The sequence below is a fragment of the Parasphingomonas puruogangriensis genome (assembly GCF_036663635.1).
Classification (GTDB): Bacteria; Pseudomonadota; Alphaproteobacteria; order Sphingomonadales; family Sphingomonadaceae; genus Sphingomonas.
Genome location: NZ_JAXOJI010000001.1, coordinates 494723 through 511201, shown reverse-complemented (window position 1 = coordinate 511201; position 16479 = coordinate 494723). Strand labels below are relative to the sequence as shown.

The following is a 16479-nucleotide window of genomic DNA, read 5'->3' as shown; positions in this document are numbered from 1 at the left end:
CCGAAAACCCCGAAATTATTGTTGGCAGCGCGGACGGTCACAGGTCGTCCAAGGCTGGCGACGATTTCACCAATCGAAAGATGATTTCGGCCACCGTGGTGTGCCGCGGGGGCAGTCGCAACGGACGTTCAGCGCCGGTGACGAAGCGATAGGGCCGAAAAAGCTGCGATCCGTTGCCAGTGCGCAGGCGACGCCAAAACTTGCTGACGTTGAACGGCTCCATGCCGATCCCGCCGGGTACACCCTTGGGCCTGGCAGCGTGCCACCGCTTAACGTCCTGACGCCACGCCCGGACCAGCGCATCGCCTTCGCCGACGCCGGTGACTGACGAGCACAAGTTGATTTGCGACCGACCTTCATGGATGCGCAGCGCGAACTCAGGGCGATAGCCAGCGCGCGTCGTCAGCATGGTGAACGCGCCCGGTGTGCCCTTCAAAGGCTTGCTGTTGGATACGTCGTGGGGCGGCTTGAGCAGGTAGTTGGCCATCGCCGCAAAGTGCTTCGGCTTGAGCATCGGTTCGATGACGACCGGTGTTTTGGTGAGGACGCTCCGCCACGCGCGCGCCTGGTTGAGATCAACTGCCATCGTGTAGAAATCGAACAACGGATCGTCGGTCCAGACGATGGCATGGCGGTGCACCATAAGGGCACGGCCCGGACCTTTGCCTGGGAAGTTCATCAAACCCTGCATTTCCGTGCTGGTGATGGCATTCAGGCCGTATTTCCGCAGCACGCCCTGGGTCATGCGCTGGAGCGCATCGATGTTGACGATGGGCTCGCGATCGACCGTGTTGCCCGTGTCAGGGGTAAAGGTGATGTGGAAAAAGCGTCGGCCGGGTGGTGCACGGCGAAACAACCGGTACAGCATGCGGCGCAGCAGGCGGGCACCCTCGATGCAAGCCGCAAAGTCCGCAAGCGTGATGAAGCCATCGATCGGACGGTCGCCGTTGATGACACTGAGACGCAGACGCTGCTTGGGCGTCGGCCGGAGCTGGTCAATGGCCTGATCGACCAGCTCACGATAGAACTCATGGCGCTTACGCGCCCGGAGCTTAGCCGTCTGGCGGCGGCGGGATGGCAGTTTCATTTGAACAGCTCCGACGAGCTGGGATCGCTACTGAGCGGTGCAGCTGCCGCCTGATCAGGCCGGTAATGGCCGATATAGGTGCGATACCCATGGCTATATGTATATTGCAAAGGGACAGGCATCGACTGATCCATCACTTCGGCGCCGCAAGCATCTGCTTGCGAGCGTTGCAGGCAAGCCGGGACATCGCGCAGCGGCCCCGATCAGAGCATTCTGCTGGCGGAAAGTCGTTTTGGCTTACACTGTCATCTTGCTCAGTCGGTCGAACCACCGAGTTGCGGTCAAGCATTGCCTCGATGCTAGCAACCGTCACGACCGTTTTACGTCCGAGCTTTACGGCGGTGACTTCACCCCGTCGGATCAGCTCGTAGCCCGTGCTGCGCCCGCACCCGATAGAGTCGCAGAATTCAGGGATGGGAACGGCTAGCTTCTTCACAACTTACCCCGATTGGCTGTTTGCCGGTACGAGATGAGTCTGCTCCCACGCAGCCGTCAGTGCGAACGGCCTAAGCGACTAAGGTTTTCGCTCAGCCGACCAGTTGGGGTTCAAAGGATCAGTCGGTGGATCGGAACGGAATCGGTCTAAGATCGCGCGAGCTGCTGGCCCCACAGTCGCGGGGGGCATTTCGTCTAAGTTCCACCGTTCCAGCCGCGCGTTTACCCGATCTAGCAGGGCGGTCCGGCTCATTGTTGCTTCGATCTGGTGCTCACGTGCGAGGCAAGCGACTGCCGCGATCCATTGGTCCCATCTCGCTTGACGTCGTCGTTCTCGCGTTTGCTGTTTCTCGGCGTGGGGCTGCGGAAGGCGCAGTTTGATTAGCAAATTCACGTCTCTCTCACGGAGGCTAACGTCAGTGAACACAACCTTTTCATCGAAGAAGATCGCACAAGGACCGTCCCATAATTCGATGTCTGTTCCGGACCAAAATGACTTTGGTATCGCAACCACGTCGCCATAGGTCTGCTCGGGAGCATAGGAGACGAGATCTACAAGAGGCTGTCGTGTTGATGAAGCGGGCTCTGCATCTAAAACCTGACGTCCACGCGCCGCCATCGCCCCCGAACGCAGGGCGTTCAAGATGGCTTGTGCGGCATCGAGGCCGGTGCTTGCAACGCCGGCAACGCGATCAAGTGCGATCGCCATCGCGATATATCCACCTCGTGCCATCTTAGGACCCCGTTTGCTCCCCCGGTTCTTGCTGCGATTGCAGGTAGCGGCTCCAATCCTGCATCAGCTCACGTCGGCGTTCAATTGCCGTTCCACGTCGGTATGAGCGTTCTGCCTTGTTCCCGATTGTATGGGCTAGCGCCTGCTCGATCAGCTCGCGGGGGTAGTTGGTGGCATCACCGGCCCAGTCGCGGAATGTGGACCGAAAGCCGTGCACCGTCACATTGTCCGCCTTCATTCTGCGGAGCAGCATCGTCATCGCCATGTTAGAACGCGCTGCGCCCGCGACGCTAAACACACGTTCGGCTGGCTTAACCGTCCCAGGACGAAGGTCCTCCAGCAGGTTAACGGCCGCATCGGACAGCGGCACGATGTGTTCTGAGCCAGCCTTCATACGATGGGCTGGCAAGGTCCATAAGCGTGTTTTCAAATCGATTTCGCCCCAGGTTGCTCCAAGGGCTTCGCCGCTGCGTGCTGCCGTCAAAATCACGAACTCGAGACATCTTGCCGCGAGTGCCTCCCGGCCGCGAAGCTGCGCCATAAACGTCGATGCGACCTTCCACGGCAGCGCGGCGTGATGCCCACGGGAAAGCTTTGATGGAGCGGGCATCAGAAGCGCGAGATGACCACGCCAAACGGCGGGATTCATCGCGTCGCGCGGACGCAGTCCGTGTGCCTTAGCCGCATCAAGCACTTTCTCGATGCGACCGCGTACTCGCTTGGCAGTCTCAGGCTTCGTTGACCAGATCGGCGTCAAGACCGAGATCACATCATCGGTATCAATATGATCTATGGATTTGTCGCGGATGGCTCGGGCATGATCTCTCAGGCTCTGACGCCACTGCTGCCGATGGACCTCACTCCTCCACCCAGACTCGACGCGGCTGATATAGGTCTCGCTGTATTCGCCGAACGTCGGGACGCACTGCTCTGCTTGCGCCGGCGCGAGTACGGACCGTGGGTCTTGGCGGATAGCGACAGCCTCACGCATCGCCGCTGCCAAGCCTCTCGCCGTTGCAAGCCCAACGGCCGATGCTTTGCCAAGGCCAATTTCAACTCGCTTACCTTGTGCGCTCGTCATAAACACCCATGACCGGCTATTGGTCGCTGTGATGCGTAGGTACAAGCCGCCACCATCGGCATGTCGGCCGGGCTGCTTGAGCGTCGAAACCTGTCGCGCGGTGAGCTTGTTAAGTGAGCGTGTAGCCATGATCGACCTACTATGCCCATTCTCGTGCCCACTTTCAACTTGGATCATGGCGTGGTTTGGCGCACAACGACGCACAACCATGGAACCGGTCCATACCTATAATTACCTGAGACGTAATGGTTTTTTACACGCCAACGGATGTTGGCGGACGACCAGGGACACACCAGTTCGGAGGACACCTCTTCCGCCACCTACCTGAACTCGTGGCGCGCTATGTGAACGAGCAATCATAATAATCGCCCCACAATCTACGGCAGTTCACAAGATCTCCGCTAAATAGCTTTGTGATTCGCTCCGGAGCTGCAAACTTTCCGGTCTTAGGTCGAAACCGTCCGCCAACATAACGTCGCCCGTGGAGTCGTAAATTATTCCTGACCAGTTATCGAGCATGCCCTCCGGGTTAAAGGCTACTCGGACGGGTGGCCCCACGTCGATCGAATATGTCACTCCACCATCGTCTTGAAACCACGCGGGCTTTGGGTTGGATCGCGCTTTAGCAATGATCGCCTCATAGTTGCCCCGGTTCAACATCAACCTAGACATTGTCCCTGCGTAGCTACCCAGCGCGAACAATGGCCAACTGAGACAGATCGTCGCGGCAAACAGCACCGGCGCACCGGCGAAGATCAGAACTTTGTCGCGCGTCGCTCTTTCCTCCTTCCCACGCTGATAGCCTTGGACAAACCACGCCACTGCACCAACCACTAACGCTAGGAGGCCCGCCGGTAGCGCTAGGAGGAATAGGATAAAGCCCAAGCCCGCCGACCATGCGCCTATGTAGGCAACCAGGAACGGAACCGTTGCGACTAAGGCGAAAAAGCGCGCGATCCGTCTGAAATAATCACCCATCAACCCATTCAACACGATTAGCCGGATCTTCAAAGGGGGGTTGCTTGGGTCAGCCCCGCCGCGGCCGAGAGCGCAGGGTGCTGGCAGCGTCGGGACGTAGGTCCAGCGCGGCGCACCTCAGGCGGCGGCGCGCACCTTCAAACGGTTGACGATCGGCGTGACCAGCACGGCCAGGATCGCGATGCCGGCGGCGACATACCCGACCTTGGCCAGGCCGAGATGCTGGATCACCGAACCGCCGATGATCGCGCCAAGCCCGATCCCGGCATTGGCCATCGACACGTTGAGCGTGCCGGCCAGCGCCTGCGCGTGGCTCGCCGATTGCATCACGCGAACCTGGCAGATCGGGTAGAGCGCGGTGTTGGCGATGCCCCATACCGCCAGCGCGACCGCCAGCCAGGCGTGCGACCCGGCCACCAATGTGGTCGCCGCCATGCCGAGCGCCAGCACCAATGCCGCGACGGCCGTGACCAGCAGCGGCCCGCGCCCGACAAACTGCCCGCCCAGCCAGTTGCCGCCCAGGCCGACGATGCCGAAGCCCATCAACCACCAGCCGACCTGGCCCACCGGGATGCGCGCGATCTGCTCGAGCGTGTCGGCGAGATAGGTATAGGCAGTGAACATCGCGGTGAACACGATCACCGAGAGCACCACATTGCCGAGGAAATAAGGGTCCTTGAGGATCCTGGCCTGTTCGGCGAGCTTGACGCGGGCCGGCCGGGCCAGCGTCGGCATGACCACCAACAGCAATACCGCCATCAGCAGCGACAGGCCCGCCAGGCCCCAGAAAGTGCCGCGCCAGCCGAACGCGGTCGAGGCCAGCGTGCCGAGCGGAATGCCCAGCACCATCGCGCCGGAAATGCCGAGATAGACGTTGGCGACCGCCTTGCCCGCTTTGTCCGGCCCGGCCAGCTCGCCCGCCGTCTCGCTCGCCGTGCCCCAAAAAACCGGCAATGCCAGCGCCGGCAGGAAACGGGCGAAACCGAGGATCCAGATGTCCGGCGCGGCGGCGGCGAGCGCATTGGCGCCGGCGAAGATCACCAGGATGACGACGAACAGCCGCTTGCGCTCGACATGCGACAGCATCGCGGTGAGGAACGGCCCCGCCAGCATCACGGTAAAGGCAAACAAAGTGACGAGCTGCCCGGCGGTCGAGATCGAAATGTCCAGATCGCGCGCCAGGCTGGGCAACAGCCCGACGATGATGAACTCGGTCGTGACGATGACGAACGCCGAGACCGCGAGCAGCAACACGGCCAGGCCATGCCCCGCGGATTTGGCACCGGGCGTTTCGGCAAGCAGGGGACTGACGGACGGCATGAACATACTCCACTAAGGTCCCCGTCCCTAGTCGCGACGGAAAGGCGCGTCGCGCGGCATTAATTCGGCTATGCCGCGACTATAATTCCACAATGGAGTCGCGCATGATCCCCTCCGAACGCCTCAAGGGCATCGAAGCCTTTGTCTGCACCGCCGATGCGGGTAGTTTCACCGCGGCGGGCTTGCGGCTCAACCTGACCAATTCGGCGGTCAGCAAGAGCGTCGCGCGGCTCGAGGCGCGGCTCGGCAGCCGGCTGTTCGATCGCACCACGCGGCGCCTGACGCTGAGCGACGCCGGCGCCGCCTTCTACGACACCTGCGTCCGCGTGCTCGGCGAGCTCGCCGATGCCGAGGCGGTGCTGGCGGCGCAGCGCACCGACATGGTCGGGCGGTTGAAGGTCGACGTGCCCGTCGCGTTCGGGCGGATGCGGGCGATGCCGTTGCTGCTGGCCTTTGCCGAACAGCATCCTCAGCTGCGCCCGAGCATCACCTTTACCGACCGCAAGGTCGATCTCGTCGAAGAAGGCATCGACGTCGCCATCCGCATCGGCGCGTCCGATGCCGGCGCCACCACGCTCGGCCAGCGCCAGCTGGGCAGCGAATGCGTGATCTTCTGCGCCGCGCCGGCCTATCTCGAGCGCCGCGGCACGCCGCGCGATGCCGACGATCTCGCCCGCTTCGATTGCATCCTCTATGGCCGCGCCGATGGCAGTACGATCGCCTGGCGCTTCGCCGATGGCGAGGGCCGGATGGCCGAGCGCACCATGGCGGCGCGCATCGTGCTGGGCAGCGCCGAGGCGCAGGTCGGCGCGGTCAAGGCCGGGTTCGGCATCGCCCAATTGGCCACCTGGCTGATCAAGGACGAGCTGGAGCGCGGCGAGCTGGTCGAGATCTTGCCCGATCTGGCCACCACCGGGCTGGCGCTGCATCTGCTATGGCCGCGGCGGCGCCAGCTCAGTCCCAAGGTCGATGCGCTGCTCGCCGCGCTGACCGCCGGCCTGCGGATCGATTGACCACCCTAGGCGGCGCCAAGCGCGACCAAGGTGGCGAAGCTGCTCTCGTCGAGCGGCGCGAGAAAGCGGCAGCCGGCCTCGAAATCACTCGCCCATATCACCGTCGCGGCAACCTGGCCGAGCGCTGGCAGCGTCAGCCAGATCAGCGTGCCCCGCACGAGCGCGCAATAGCTGTGCACGCGGGCGCCGTTGATCGACAGATCGCTGACCTTGCACGCGGTGCGGTCGAGACCGCCGCGGCCGATCCGGGCATCCAGCGACACTGGCGCGCGCGGCGCGCGGCGGCGGCTGGCTTGGGCCGGCTCATATTCCGTAACGAACATAGGCTCCCCTCTCGGCCTGCGAGCGGGAAGCCTATGGTGTGCTCCCTAACGCGCCATTAAAGCATGGCGCCGGAAAAGCTTATTTCTTGCCGAACGACATCGCGCCGAAACGCTTGTTGAAGCGGGCCACCTGGCCGCCCGTATCGAGCATCGTGCCGCGACCGCCGGTCCAGGCCGGATGCGCCAGCGGATCGATTTCGAGCGTCATCGTGTCGCCTTCCTTGCCCCAGGTGGAGCGGGTTTCGTACACGGTGCCATCGGTCATCTGCACCTTGATGGTGTGATAATCGGGATGGATATCTTTCTTCATGGCATTTTCCTTGTGCGTCAGTGGCTGGTTTCCGACCAGCCTGGACAAGCGCGGCGCACTACACGCCGCGCTCCAGTAGAGCAAGTAATTAGGTAACCCGTCAGGCCTTGGGCGGATCTGCGATCATCGCGGTGAAGTTGGCCTCCGCCGCCACTTGCCCGTCGATCGTCGCGCGGCCGGAGAATTTGCACACGCTCGAGCGCTTCTGGACGAATTCCACGTCGAGCTGCAGCAACACGCCGGGCTCGACCGGTTTACGGAACTTCGCCCCGTCGATCGCCATGAAATAGACCAATTTGCCCGAGCCTGCGAGCCCGAGCGATTCGACCGCGAGGATCCCGGCGGCCTGCGCCATCGCCTCGACGATCAGCACGCCGGGCATGATCGGCCGTCCCGGGAAATGCCCCTGGAAGAATTGCTCGTTGACCGTCACCGCCTTGATCGCCGTGATCGACCGGTCGCGCGTCAAGCGCACGACCCGGTCGACCAGCAGCATCGGATAGCGATGCGGCAGCGCCGCCATGATCCGTCCGATATCGAACGGACCCAATTCGGCGTCGGGCGCTGCCGCCGTCACGTCAGCGGTCACCGCGGACGCTCAGCCGCCTTCGGTGCTGCCGGCGCGGACGTGCCGGCCGGGCGCTGCGCGGCCTGCTGCTGGCCGGGCTGCCAATTGGCCGGCGGCGTGATGCTGACCTTGGGGATCAGGCGATCGATCTCGGTGCTGATCGCCGGCGTGATATCGGCTGCCGGATCGGCGAAATAGGCCGCGTTGGGACGGATCAGCAGCGTGATGCGGCGGGCCTTGACGACGTTGGTGACGGCGTCGTTGACCTTGCCGGCAACCTGCTCGGCGGCATAAGCGCGGGCGCGCGATGCCTGTGCGGTCATCCGCCCGATCTCTTCCTGGCCGGCCTTTTCCTTGGCTTCGATCTGCGTGATCTCGGGGCGACGCGCAGTGCGCGCGGCTTCGATTTCCTGCTGGTTCAGCTGGTTGTCGCCATTGGCGTCGAGCTTCTTGTACAGCGGCTGCAGTTCGGCGGCGATCGCCTCGCCGCGCGTCTTGGCCTGGTCGAGCTGCGGCTTGTAGGTCGTGGCGATTTCGCCCTGCGCCGCAGCCCAGACCTTCGAATTGGCGATTGCCGCATCGGGATCGGCGATGGCGACATTGGCGCTCTGTGCGCTGGCCGAAACAGCGGCCAAGGTGGCGGGCACGATCAGCGCCGTGGCGAGCAGGATCTTCTTGGAGATAGTCATTAGAATGCAGTCCCTACGTTGAATGTGATGAGCTTGTCGTCGTCGCCCTTGTCCTTGACCAGCGCGTACGCCAGGTCGACACGCAATGGCCCGAACGGCGAATTCCAATTGACGCCGGCGCCGACCGAGACGCGTGGCTTGGCACTGTTGCCGACGAACTGTTCGCTGAACGGCGCGATCGTATTGCCGACCGGTATGTTCGGCACGATGCCGTTACACCCGCCGGCGCTGTCCGGCAGACCCGCCGGGCAAATCGTGGCAACCTGCCCGCCGCTCGAATTGGTGAAATAATAAAGCGGCTTGCCGTTGCCATCCAAGGTCGGCCGGAACAGCGGTTGCACGACGCCATCGATCGTTTCGAATTCAACCGTCGGCAAAGGCCGCGTCACGCCGAATAGCGCACCAGCTTGAACATAGATGGTCGGACGCAGCCCGAGTTCACGCGCCCCTGCACCGAGCGGAATCTCAAGCTCGAGCCGACCCGAATAATAAGCCCGGCCGCCCAGCGCATCGTCGATGATCTGGTCTTTGTCGGTGACCAAAATCTGCTTCCCATTGGCATCGGTGCCATAAGGGATGCGCTGCACGCGCGGGCCGACGCCACGAATATCGAAACCGCGGAACTCCGGCTCGCCGAGATAGAAGCGGTCGGTGATGCGCACCTTATCGATGCCCTCACCGCGTGATCCCTCGAGCGAGTGGATATAGCCGCCTTCTGTGCTCAGCCCGAGGGTGAAGCCGCTGCCCAAGCCCCAATATTTATCGGCGTCGAACTTGGTACGGATATAGCGCACGTCGCCACCAAGGCCGGCAAAGTCCTGGCTCAGCACGACACGATGGCCCGCCGTCGGGCGCAGGCGGCTGTTGAGGCTGTCATAGATCAGCGAATAGCCGACCGACGAGGTCGCCCGGTTGCCGATCGCGTCGCAGAGATAACGGCCGGCCAAAATGCGGTCGCATACGCCGTTGGTGTAATAGGTGCTCTCGTCGAGCCCGACATCGTCGAAGGTCAGCCCGTAGCGCGCCGACAGCGAGAGATATTCGGTCAGCGGCACGCCGGCGCGGATCTGGAAACCGGTCGAGACCTGGGTATAGGTCGTGTTGCGATCACCATTCGCGGTCAGGTTGAACGAATTGTAATCGCGGCGGAAGATATCGCCGCCGAGCGCGATATTCTTGTCGAACAGATACGGCTCGGTGAAGCCCAGTTCGACCGATTTGGAATAGCTCGAATAGTTGACGCTGGCGCGCAGCTCCTGGCCTTTGCCGCGGAAATTGCGTTGGCGGATCGAGGCCTGGACGATGAAGCTTTCCAGGCTCGAGAAACCCGCCGACAGCTGCAGCTCGCCGGTCGATTTTTCTTCGACATCGGCGGTCAGCACGACGCGGTCGGGGGCCGAGCCCGGCGTCTGCTTGAGTTCGAACTTGTCCTGGAAATAGCCCAGCGAGTTGATCCGGTCCTGCGAGCGCTTGACCTGGAAGCTGTTGAACGCATCGCCTTCCGACAGGCGGATCTCGCGCCGGATGACCTTGTCCTGCGTGTTGGTGTTGCCGTTGATGTCGACACGTTCGACATACGAGCGCTTGGCCTCGGCGATGTTGAAGTTGAGCGACATGGTCAGCGTTTCTTTGTCGCGGTTGAACTCAGGGTTCACCTCGGTAAACGCGTAGCCGAACAGGCCCGCCGTCTCGCTCAGCTGATCGACCGAATTCTCGACCTTCTTGGCGTCGTACCAATCGCCCTTCTTCATCGTCAGGCCAGCGGCGAGCTTGGCATTGTCGAAATCGCGGATCGAGCTGTCGACCGTGACGTCGCCGAACTTATAGCGGTCGCCCTCCTCCACCACATAGGTGATGATGAAGTCTTCCTTGTCCGGCGTGAGCTCGGCCACGGCCGAGGTGACGCGGAAATCGGCATAGCCTTCGGTCAGGTAGAATTGGCGCAGTTTCTGCTGGTCATAGGCCATGCGATCCTGGTCGTAGCTCGTCGCCGAGCTGAGCAGGCGGAACAGCCGCGCCTGTTTGGTCGCCATCTGCTCGCGGAGCTTGTCGTCGTCGAACACCTCGTTGCCGATGATGTTGATCTGGCGGACCTTCGATTTCGGTCCCTCGCTGATCTCGAACACCACATCGACGCGGTTCTGATCGAGATTGACCATCTTGGGCTGGATCGACGCGGCGAAACGGCCCTGGCGGCGATACAGTTCGACGATCCGCGCGATATCCTGGCGCACCGCGGTGCGGGTAAAGATCTGCCGCGGGGCGAGCTTGATTTCCTTGCGGATCTTGTCTTCCTTGAGGCGCTTATTGCCCTCCAGGATGACGCGGTTGATGATCGGATTTTCGCGGATGCGGATGATGATGTCGCCGCTCTCGACACCGGCGATCGACACATCGGCGAAAAAGTCGCTGGCCAGCAGGTCGCGCAGCGCCTGATCGAGCGATTCGTTGGTATAGGCCTGGCCGACGCGCAGCTTGGTGTAGGACAATACCGTCTCGGGCTCGATGCGCTGCGAGCCTTCGACGCGCAGCGACTTGATCGTGCGCACCACTGCCGGCGTCACCGTGGCCGGCACCGGCGCCAGCGTCGGCGCAGCCTGCGGCGCGCCCTGCGCGCTCGCCGCGACGGGCAGGCCGGACAGCATCGTGCCGGCCAATAATGCCCTCGTGGCGCGTACGCCGAATTTCGAAACCATGGTCGCTGTCACTATCCCACCCCAAAAACGGAGAAATTACGCGGGTCGCCAAACTCGAGTGCGCCCGCCCTGCCTTACCTGCGTCAGCCGATCAAGCTGGCTAGGTTCTTCCACAAGCCAAAAGCGCCAAGATCATTGAACGTGACGAACAACATGAACATCATCAGCGCCATCAGCCCGCCGCGATAGGCCCATTCCTGGACCGCTGGATTGACCGGCCGGCGTTGTATAGCCTCGATCGCGTAGAAAAACAGGTGCCCTCCATCCAGCATGGGGATTGGCAACAGGTTGATGAACCCCAAGTTAATCGACACCAAGGCGATCAGGAAGACGAACGCCTCCGGACCGATGCTGATCTGCTCGCCGGAAATCTTGGCGATGCGCAACGGCCCGCCCAGTTCCTTGACCGATCGGCGCCCGCTGATCACCTGCCCCAGCGTCTCGACCATCGTCACGACGATGTCGCGCGTCTGGCGCAGCGCGACGCCCGGCGCTTCGAGCACCCCGACATCGATCAGTACCGGGCGCGCCGGCGCGATGCCGAGCAGCCCCATTTGATATTCATTACCGAAGCGGTCGCGCTGCTCCATCGTGCCGATCATGGCGGTGCGACTGAGCACGGTACCGCCCCGGTCGAAATCGACCTGTACCGGCTCATTGGCGCGGATCTTCACGTAGCGCGACACGTCGTCGAACGTTTCCACGCTGCGCCCGCCGACCGCGACGATGCGATCGCCCGGCTGCAGCCCGATCTTGGCGGCGGCGCTACCGGCGACGATCTCGCGCGCCACCGGCGGGGTGCGCACGTCGCCATAGATCAACGCGAAGCCCATCAGGATCAGGATCGCGAGCAGGAAATTGACCACCGGCCCGGCGGCGATGATCAGCGCGCGCTGCCATAGCGGCTTGGCCGGAAAGGTCTGCGCGCGCTCCGCCGCGGGCAACGCCAGCCAGGCCGGATCGGTCTGGCTCGCCGCGTTGAGATCGCCGGCGAATTTGACATAGCCGCCCAGCGGCAGCCAGCCGAACTTCCAGCGCGTGCCGCGCCGGTCGGTGACGCCGAACACTTCGTTGCCGAAGCCGATCGAGAAGACTTCCGCCTTCACGCCGCACCAGCGGCCGACCAGATAATGGCCCATCTCGTGCACGAACACGAGCGGGCCGATCACCAGCACGAAGGCGAGCACGGTCAGCAACAGGCCGGGGGTCTCGATCAAATCACGCGATCCTTTACAATCCCGTTCGCTACGGCACGCGCCCCCGCGTCGATTGTCAGGACCTCGGCCAGCGTCTGTGGCGCCACCGGGTCGTAACAATTGAGCGTATCGGACACGATTGCGGCAATTTCGAGGAAACGAATGCGGCGATCGAGAAAAGCCGCGACGGCGACCTCATTGGCGGCGTTGAAAATCGCGGGACGCGCGCCGCCCGCATTCAGTACGTCGCGCGCCAGCCGCAGCGCGGGGAAGCGCGTCTCGTCTGGCTGCGCGAAATCGAGCCGGCCGATCGCGACCAGGTCGAGCGGCTGCATCGGCGTGGCCATGCGATCGGGCCAGGCCAGGCAATGCGCGATCGGCGTGCGCATGTCCGGCGGGCCGAGCTGCGCCAGCACCGATCCGTCGACATAATCGACCAGCGAATGAATCACCGATTGCGGGTGGATGACGATTTCGATCGCGTCGTGGGGCACGGGAAACAGCCGCGCCGCCTCGATCAGCTCGAGCCCCTTGTTCATGCAGGTCGCCGAATCGACCGAGATTTTCGCGCCCATCGACCAATTGGGATGGGCCACGGCCTGTTCTGGCGTCACGCTGTGCATCTGCTCCAACGACCAGTCGCGGAACGGCCCGCCGCTGCACGTTATGATGATCCGCCGCACCCGCTCCGGCCGGGTCGCGTCGAAGCATTGGAAGATCGCATTATGCTCGGAATCCGCCGGCAGCAGCGTGGCGCCATGTTTCGCCGCGGCGGCAAGGATGATCTCGCCGGCCGAGACCAAAGGCTCCTTATTGGCCAGCACCACCGTGCCGCCCTGCTCCACCGCCGCCATGACCGGTTCAAGACCGGCACAGCCGACGATCGCCGCCATCGTCCAGTCCGCGCCCAGCGCCGCGGTATCCAGCAACGCCTGTCGCCCGCCCGCCGTTTCGATGCCGCTGCCGGCGAGCCGCTCGCGCAGTGCCGGCAAGCACGCTTCGTCGGCCACCACCGCCCGCTTGGCGCGGGTGCGCAGCGCCGCCTGCGCCAGTTTCTCGACATCGCCATTGGCGGTCAGCGCCAGCACCTGGAATTTGTCCGGCTCCCGCTCGATCAAGTCCAGCGTCGAACTGCCGACCGAGCCCGTCGCGCCCAGGATGGTCACCGTCTTCACAGGTAAAATCGCGGTAGGATCAGCAGCAATGCGGCGAGCGGCGCCACCGGCACCAGCCCATCCAATCGATCCAGCACCCCGCCATGCCCCGGCAGGATGTTGCCACTGTCCTTGACCCCCGCCCGCCGCTTCAACCAACTCTCGTAAAGATCGCCCGCCTGCGCCACGACGGCCAGCAGCGGCGTCGCCAGCGTCATGCGCCACGGCAGCCCGAACTGCACATGCAGCAGCGCGCCGAACAATCCGGCCGCGATCACCCCGCCGCCAAGCCCTGCCCAGGTCTTGTTCGGGCTGATCGCCGGCGCGAGTTTCGGCCCGCCGATCGTCCGGCCCGCGAAATAGGCGCCGATATCGCACGCCCAAACCAACGCCAGCGCCCAAAAGGCGAACACCAGACCGCCATCGGCGCGGCGCAGGAAGACCAGCGACAGCACCGGCAGCCCGCAATAGATGATGCCCATCGCCAATCGCGCCTTGCGCGTGACGATCACGGTGAAGAACGCCGCGCCGGCCAACAGCCCGAGCGTGAAGAAATAATGCACCTCGATGATCAACGAGGCCGGCGCCATCGTCGCCAGCGGCACCGACAGCGCGAACTGCGCGACGCGCTTGTTGCGCGCGCCCGCCCGATCGAGGTCCGACCATTCGGCCATCATGAACAAGGCGCCGACCGAGCACAAAACCCAGAAGGCGATCCCGCCGAGCCATAGGGCCAGCGCCGCGACCGCGATCATCAGCACGCCGGTACTGGCACGGACCGCCAGGTCCGATTTACGCTGGGCCACGCTCACAGCCCGCCATAGCGCCGCTGGCGCTGCGCAAACGTCGCCACCGCCTGGCTCAGCGCGGCGGCATCGAAATCGGGCCACAAAGTATCGACGAACAGCAATTCGGCATAAGCCGCCTGCCACAGCAGAAAATTGGACAGCCGCACTTCGCCCGAGGTGCGGATCAGCAGATCGAGCGGTGGCAAATCGCGCGTATCGAGCTCGCGTTCGATCGCCGCGTCGTCGATCGCCTCGACGGCAATGTCCCCCGCCACCGCCTTGGCGGCCAGCGAGCGTGCCGCCGCAGCGATCTCCGCCTGCGCGCCGTAATTCAGCGCGATGACCAGGATCGGTCCGCTATTGTTCGCCGTCCGGGCGACCGCGTCGTCGACCAATTTGACCAGATCGGGCGCAAAGCGGCGATAATCGCCGATCACGCGCAGCCGCACATTCTCGCGGGCCAATTCGTCGATATCGCTGCGGATGAACACGCGCAGCAACCCCATGAGGTCGCTGACTTCCTCCTCCGGCCGACGCCAATTCTCCGAGGAGAAAGCATAAAGCGTCAACGCCTCGATGCCGATCGCGCGGGCGGCGCGGGTCACCGCGCGCACTGCTTCCACGCCCGCCTTGTGCCCGGCAAAGCGCGGCAGGAAACGCTTCTTGGCCCAGCGTCCATTGCCATCCATGATGATGGCAACGTGGCGCGGCAGCACGGCCCCGCCGATCCGCAGGGCGGCGGCGGTGTCCGACTCCAGGGCGGGAGCCGCGCTCACTTGCCCAGGATTTCCTTTTCCTTGGCGGCCGCCGCCGCATCCAGCTCGGCGATCGTCTTGTCGGTCAGCTTCTGCACCTCGGTCTCGAGCTTCTTGCGGTCGTCCTCGCCAAACAGCCCCTTCTTCTCGTCGGTCTTCAGCGAATCCATGCCGTCGCGGCGCACATTGCGCGCGGCGATGCGCGCGTCCTCGGCATATTTGCCGGCCAGCTTGGCCAATTCCTTGCGACGCTCCTCGGTCAGATCAGGGATTGGCAGGCGCAGCGTGGTGCCATCGACGATCGGGTTGAGGCCGAGGCCTGCCGATCGGATCGCCTTGTCGCACGGTCCGACATTGGACTTGTCCCATACCTGCACCGAGATCATCCGCGGCTCGGGCACCGAGACGGTGGCGACCTGGTTGAGCGGCATTTGCGCGCCGTATACTTCGACCGTCACCGGATCGAGCAACGAGGTCGAGGCGCGCCCCGTGCGCAGGCCCGAGAGATCGTGCTTCAGTGCTTCGACCGCGCCGGCCATGCGGCGTTCGAGATCGGCCTTATCGTAAGCGGCCATATTATTGCTCCTTCTGTACGGTCGTCGAAATGCCTTCGCCGGCCAGCACGGCGGCGAAATTGCCATGCTCGCGGATGTTGAAGACGACGATCGGAATATTGTTGTCGCGGCACAGGGCGATAGCGCTGGCGTCCATCACCCGCAAATTCTTCGCCAGCACGGTATCGTAGCTCACCGTCTCGTAGCGGGTCGCACCGGGCACCAGCTTGGGATCGGCATCGTAGACGCCATCGACTGAGGTGCCCTTGAACAAGGCGTCACACTTCATTTCCGCCGCGCGCAGTGCAGCGCCGCTGTCGGTGGTGAAGTACGGCTCGCCGACGCCGGCGGCGAAAATCACCACCCGGCCCTTCTCGAGATGCCGTTCGGCGCGGCGCCGGATCACCGGCTCGCAAATCTTGTCCATCGAGATGGCCGATTGCACGCGCGTGGAAACGCCGATCTGCTCGAGTGCATTCTGCACGGCCAGCGCGTTCATCACGGTCGCCAACATGCCCATATGATCGGCAGTGGCGCGCTCGAAGCCCTTGGCGGCGGCGGCGAGCCCACGGAAGATATTGCCGCCGCCCACCACGATGCACAATTCATAGCCCTGTGCCTTCACGTCGGCGATCTCGCCGGCGACGCGGGCGGTAACGGCGGGATCGATGGCGAGTCCATTCTCGCCCATCAGGACTTCGCCGGACAATTTGAGCAGGATGCGGTTGTAGCGGGGTGTCGTCACGGGGGTCCAATATGCTGCGGCGGGGCGGCGCGGACCTTAGTGGGGCGGGCACGC

Annotated in this window: 17 protein-coding genes; 1 reads left to right on the top strand and 16 read right to left on the bottom strand. The window is 63.6% G+C overall.

All coding sequences use genetic code 11. The features are described from left to right. Positions 1-37 precede the first annotated feature (37 nt). From U1739_RS02740 to U1739_RS02715, 5 genes are all read right to left on the bottom strand, one after another. Positions 38-1087 (bottom strand): hypothetical protein, encoded by a 1050-nt coding sequence (locus U1739_RS02740; protein ID WP_332703744.1) that lies wholly within the window; start codon positions 1085-1087, stop codon positions 38-40. Positions 1088-1601: 514 nt separating this feature from the next. After that, positions 1602-2231 carry a hypothetical protein gene (locus U1739_RS02730; protein WP_332703740.1) on the bottom strand — a complete coding sequence of 210 codons (630 nt, stop codon included), beginning with the start codon at positions 2229-2231 and terminating at the stop codon, positions 1602-1604. A gap of 25 nt (positions 2232-2256) precedes the next feature. After that, complete coding sequence (locus tag U1739_RS02725; RefSeq protein ID WP_332703738.1) at positions 2257-3465, bottom strand: tyrosine-type recombinase/integrase; 1209 nt, start codon at positions 3463-3465, stop codon at positions 2257-2259. 258 nt (positions 3466-3723) lie between these two features. Further along, positions 3724-4347 (bottom strand): hypothetical protein, encoded by a 624-nt coding sequence (locus tag U1739_RS02720; RefSeq protein ID WP_332703736.1) that lies wholly within the window; start codon positions 4345-4347, stop codon positions 3724-3726. Positions 4348-4431: 84 nt separating this feature from the next. Next, positions 4432-5634, bottom strand: a complete 1203-nt coding sequence (locus tag U1739_RS02715) for an MFS transporter (protein ID WP_332703734.1) — start codon at positions 5632-5634, stop codon at positions 4432-4434. Positions 5635-5738: 104 nt separating this feature from the next. Between U1739_RS02715 and U1739_RS02710 the strand changes: the two genes are divergently transcribed. Next, positions 5739-6647, top strand: a complete 909-nt coding sequence (locus U1739_RS02710; protein WP_332703732.1) for a LysR family transcriptional regulator — start codon at positions 5739-5741, stop codon at positions 6645-6647. Between the two features lie 5 nt (positions 6648-6652). On the opposite strand, the gene U1739_RS02705 is transcribed toward U1739_RS02710, so the two are convergent. The 11 genes from U1739_RS02705 to pyrH all read right to left on the bottom strand — a co-directional run bounded on the left by U1739_RS02705 (position 6653) and on the right by pyrH (position 16425). Then, complete coding sequence (locus U1739_RS02705; RefSeq protein WP_332703730.1) at positions 6653-6970, bottom strand: PilZ domain-containing protein; 318 nt, start codon at positions 6968-6970, stop codon at positions 6653-6655. 79 nt (positions 6971-7049) lie between these two features. Further along, the gene (rpmE, locus tag U1739_RS02700) at positions 7050-7280 is read right to left on the bottom strand and encodes a 50S ribosomal protein L31 (RefSeq protein ID WP_261295972.1); all 231 of its coding nucleotides are present in this window, start codon (positions 7278-7280) and stop codon (positions 7050-7052) included. Positions 7281-7380: 100 nt separating this feature from the next. Continuing rightward, the gene (gene fabZ, locus U1739_RS02695) at positions 7381-7830 is read right to left on the bottom strand and encodes a 3-hydroxyacyl-ACP dehydratase FabZ (RefSeq protein WP_443025499.1); all 450 of its coding nucleotides are present in this window, start codon (positions 7828-7830) and stop codon (positions 7381-7383) included. Between the two features lie 35 nt (positions 7831-7865). Continuing rightward, positions 7866-8537 (bottom strand): OmpH family outer membrane protein, encoded by a 672-nt coding sequence (locus U1739_RS02690; protein WP_332703726.1) that lies wholly within the window; start codon positions 8535-8537, stop codon positions 7866-7868. Further along, positions 8537-11233 carry an outer membrane protein assembly factor BamA gene (gene bamA, locus U1739_RS02685; protein ID WP_332703724.1) on the bottom strand — a complete coding sequence of 899 codons (2697 nt, stop codon included), beginning with the start codon at positions 11231-11233 and terminating at the stop codon, positions 8537-8539. The genes U1739_RS02690 and bamA overlap by 1 nt, the downstream gene beginning before the upstream one ends. Positions 11234-11316: 83 nt before the next feature. Beyond that, a complete protein-coding gene (gene rseP, locus U1739_RS02680) occupies positions 11317-12450 on the bottom strand; it encodes an RIP metalloprotease RseP (protein WP_332703722.1) in 1134 nt (377 codons plus the stop codon). Continuing rightward, positions 12447-13604, bottom strand: a complete 1158-nt coding sequence (locus U1739_RS02675) for a 1-deoxy-D-xylulose-5-phosphate reductoisomerase (RefSeq protein ID WP_332703720.1) — start codon at positions 13602-13604, stop codon at positions 12447-12449. The genes rseP and U1739_RS02675 overlap by 4 nt, the downstream gene beginning before the upstream one ends. Next, a complete protein-coding gene (locus U1739_RS02670) occupies positions 13601-14395 on the bottom strand; it encodes a phosphatidate cytidylyltransferase (protein ID WP_443025481.1) in 795 nt (264 codons plus the stop codon). Before U1739_RS02670 ends, U1739_RS02675 begins: the two co-directional genes overlap by 4 nt. After that, positions 14392-15147: an isoprenyl transferase gene (locus U1739_RS02665; protein WP_443025480.1), complete on the bottom strand. Its 756-nt coding sequence runs from the start codon at positions 15145-15147 to the stop codon at positions 14392-14394. Before U1739_RS02665 ends, U1739_RS02670 begins: the two co-directional genes overlap by 4 nt. After that, on the bottom strand, positions 15144-15701 hold the full coding sequence (frr, locus tag U1739_RS02660) for a ribosome recycling factor (protein ID WP_332703716.1): 558 nt from the start codon (positions 15699-15701) through the stop codon (positions 15144-15146). Before frr ends, U1739_RS02665 begins: the two co-directional genes overlap by 4 nt. 1 nt (position 15702) lies before the next feature. Beyond that, entirely contained in the window at positions 15703-16425 is a 723-nt protein-coding gene (gene pyrH / locus U1739_RS02655; RefSeq protein ID WP_332703714.1) for a UMP kinase, read from the bottom strand. Positions 16426-16479: the final 54 nt, after the last annotated feature.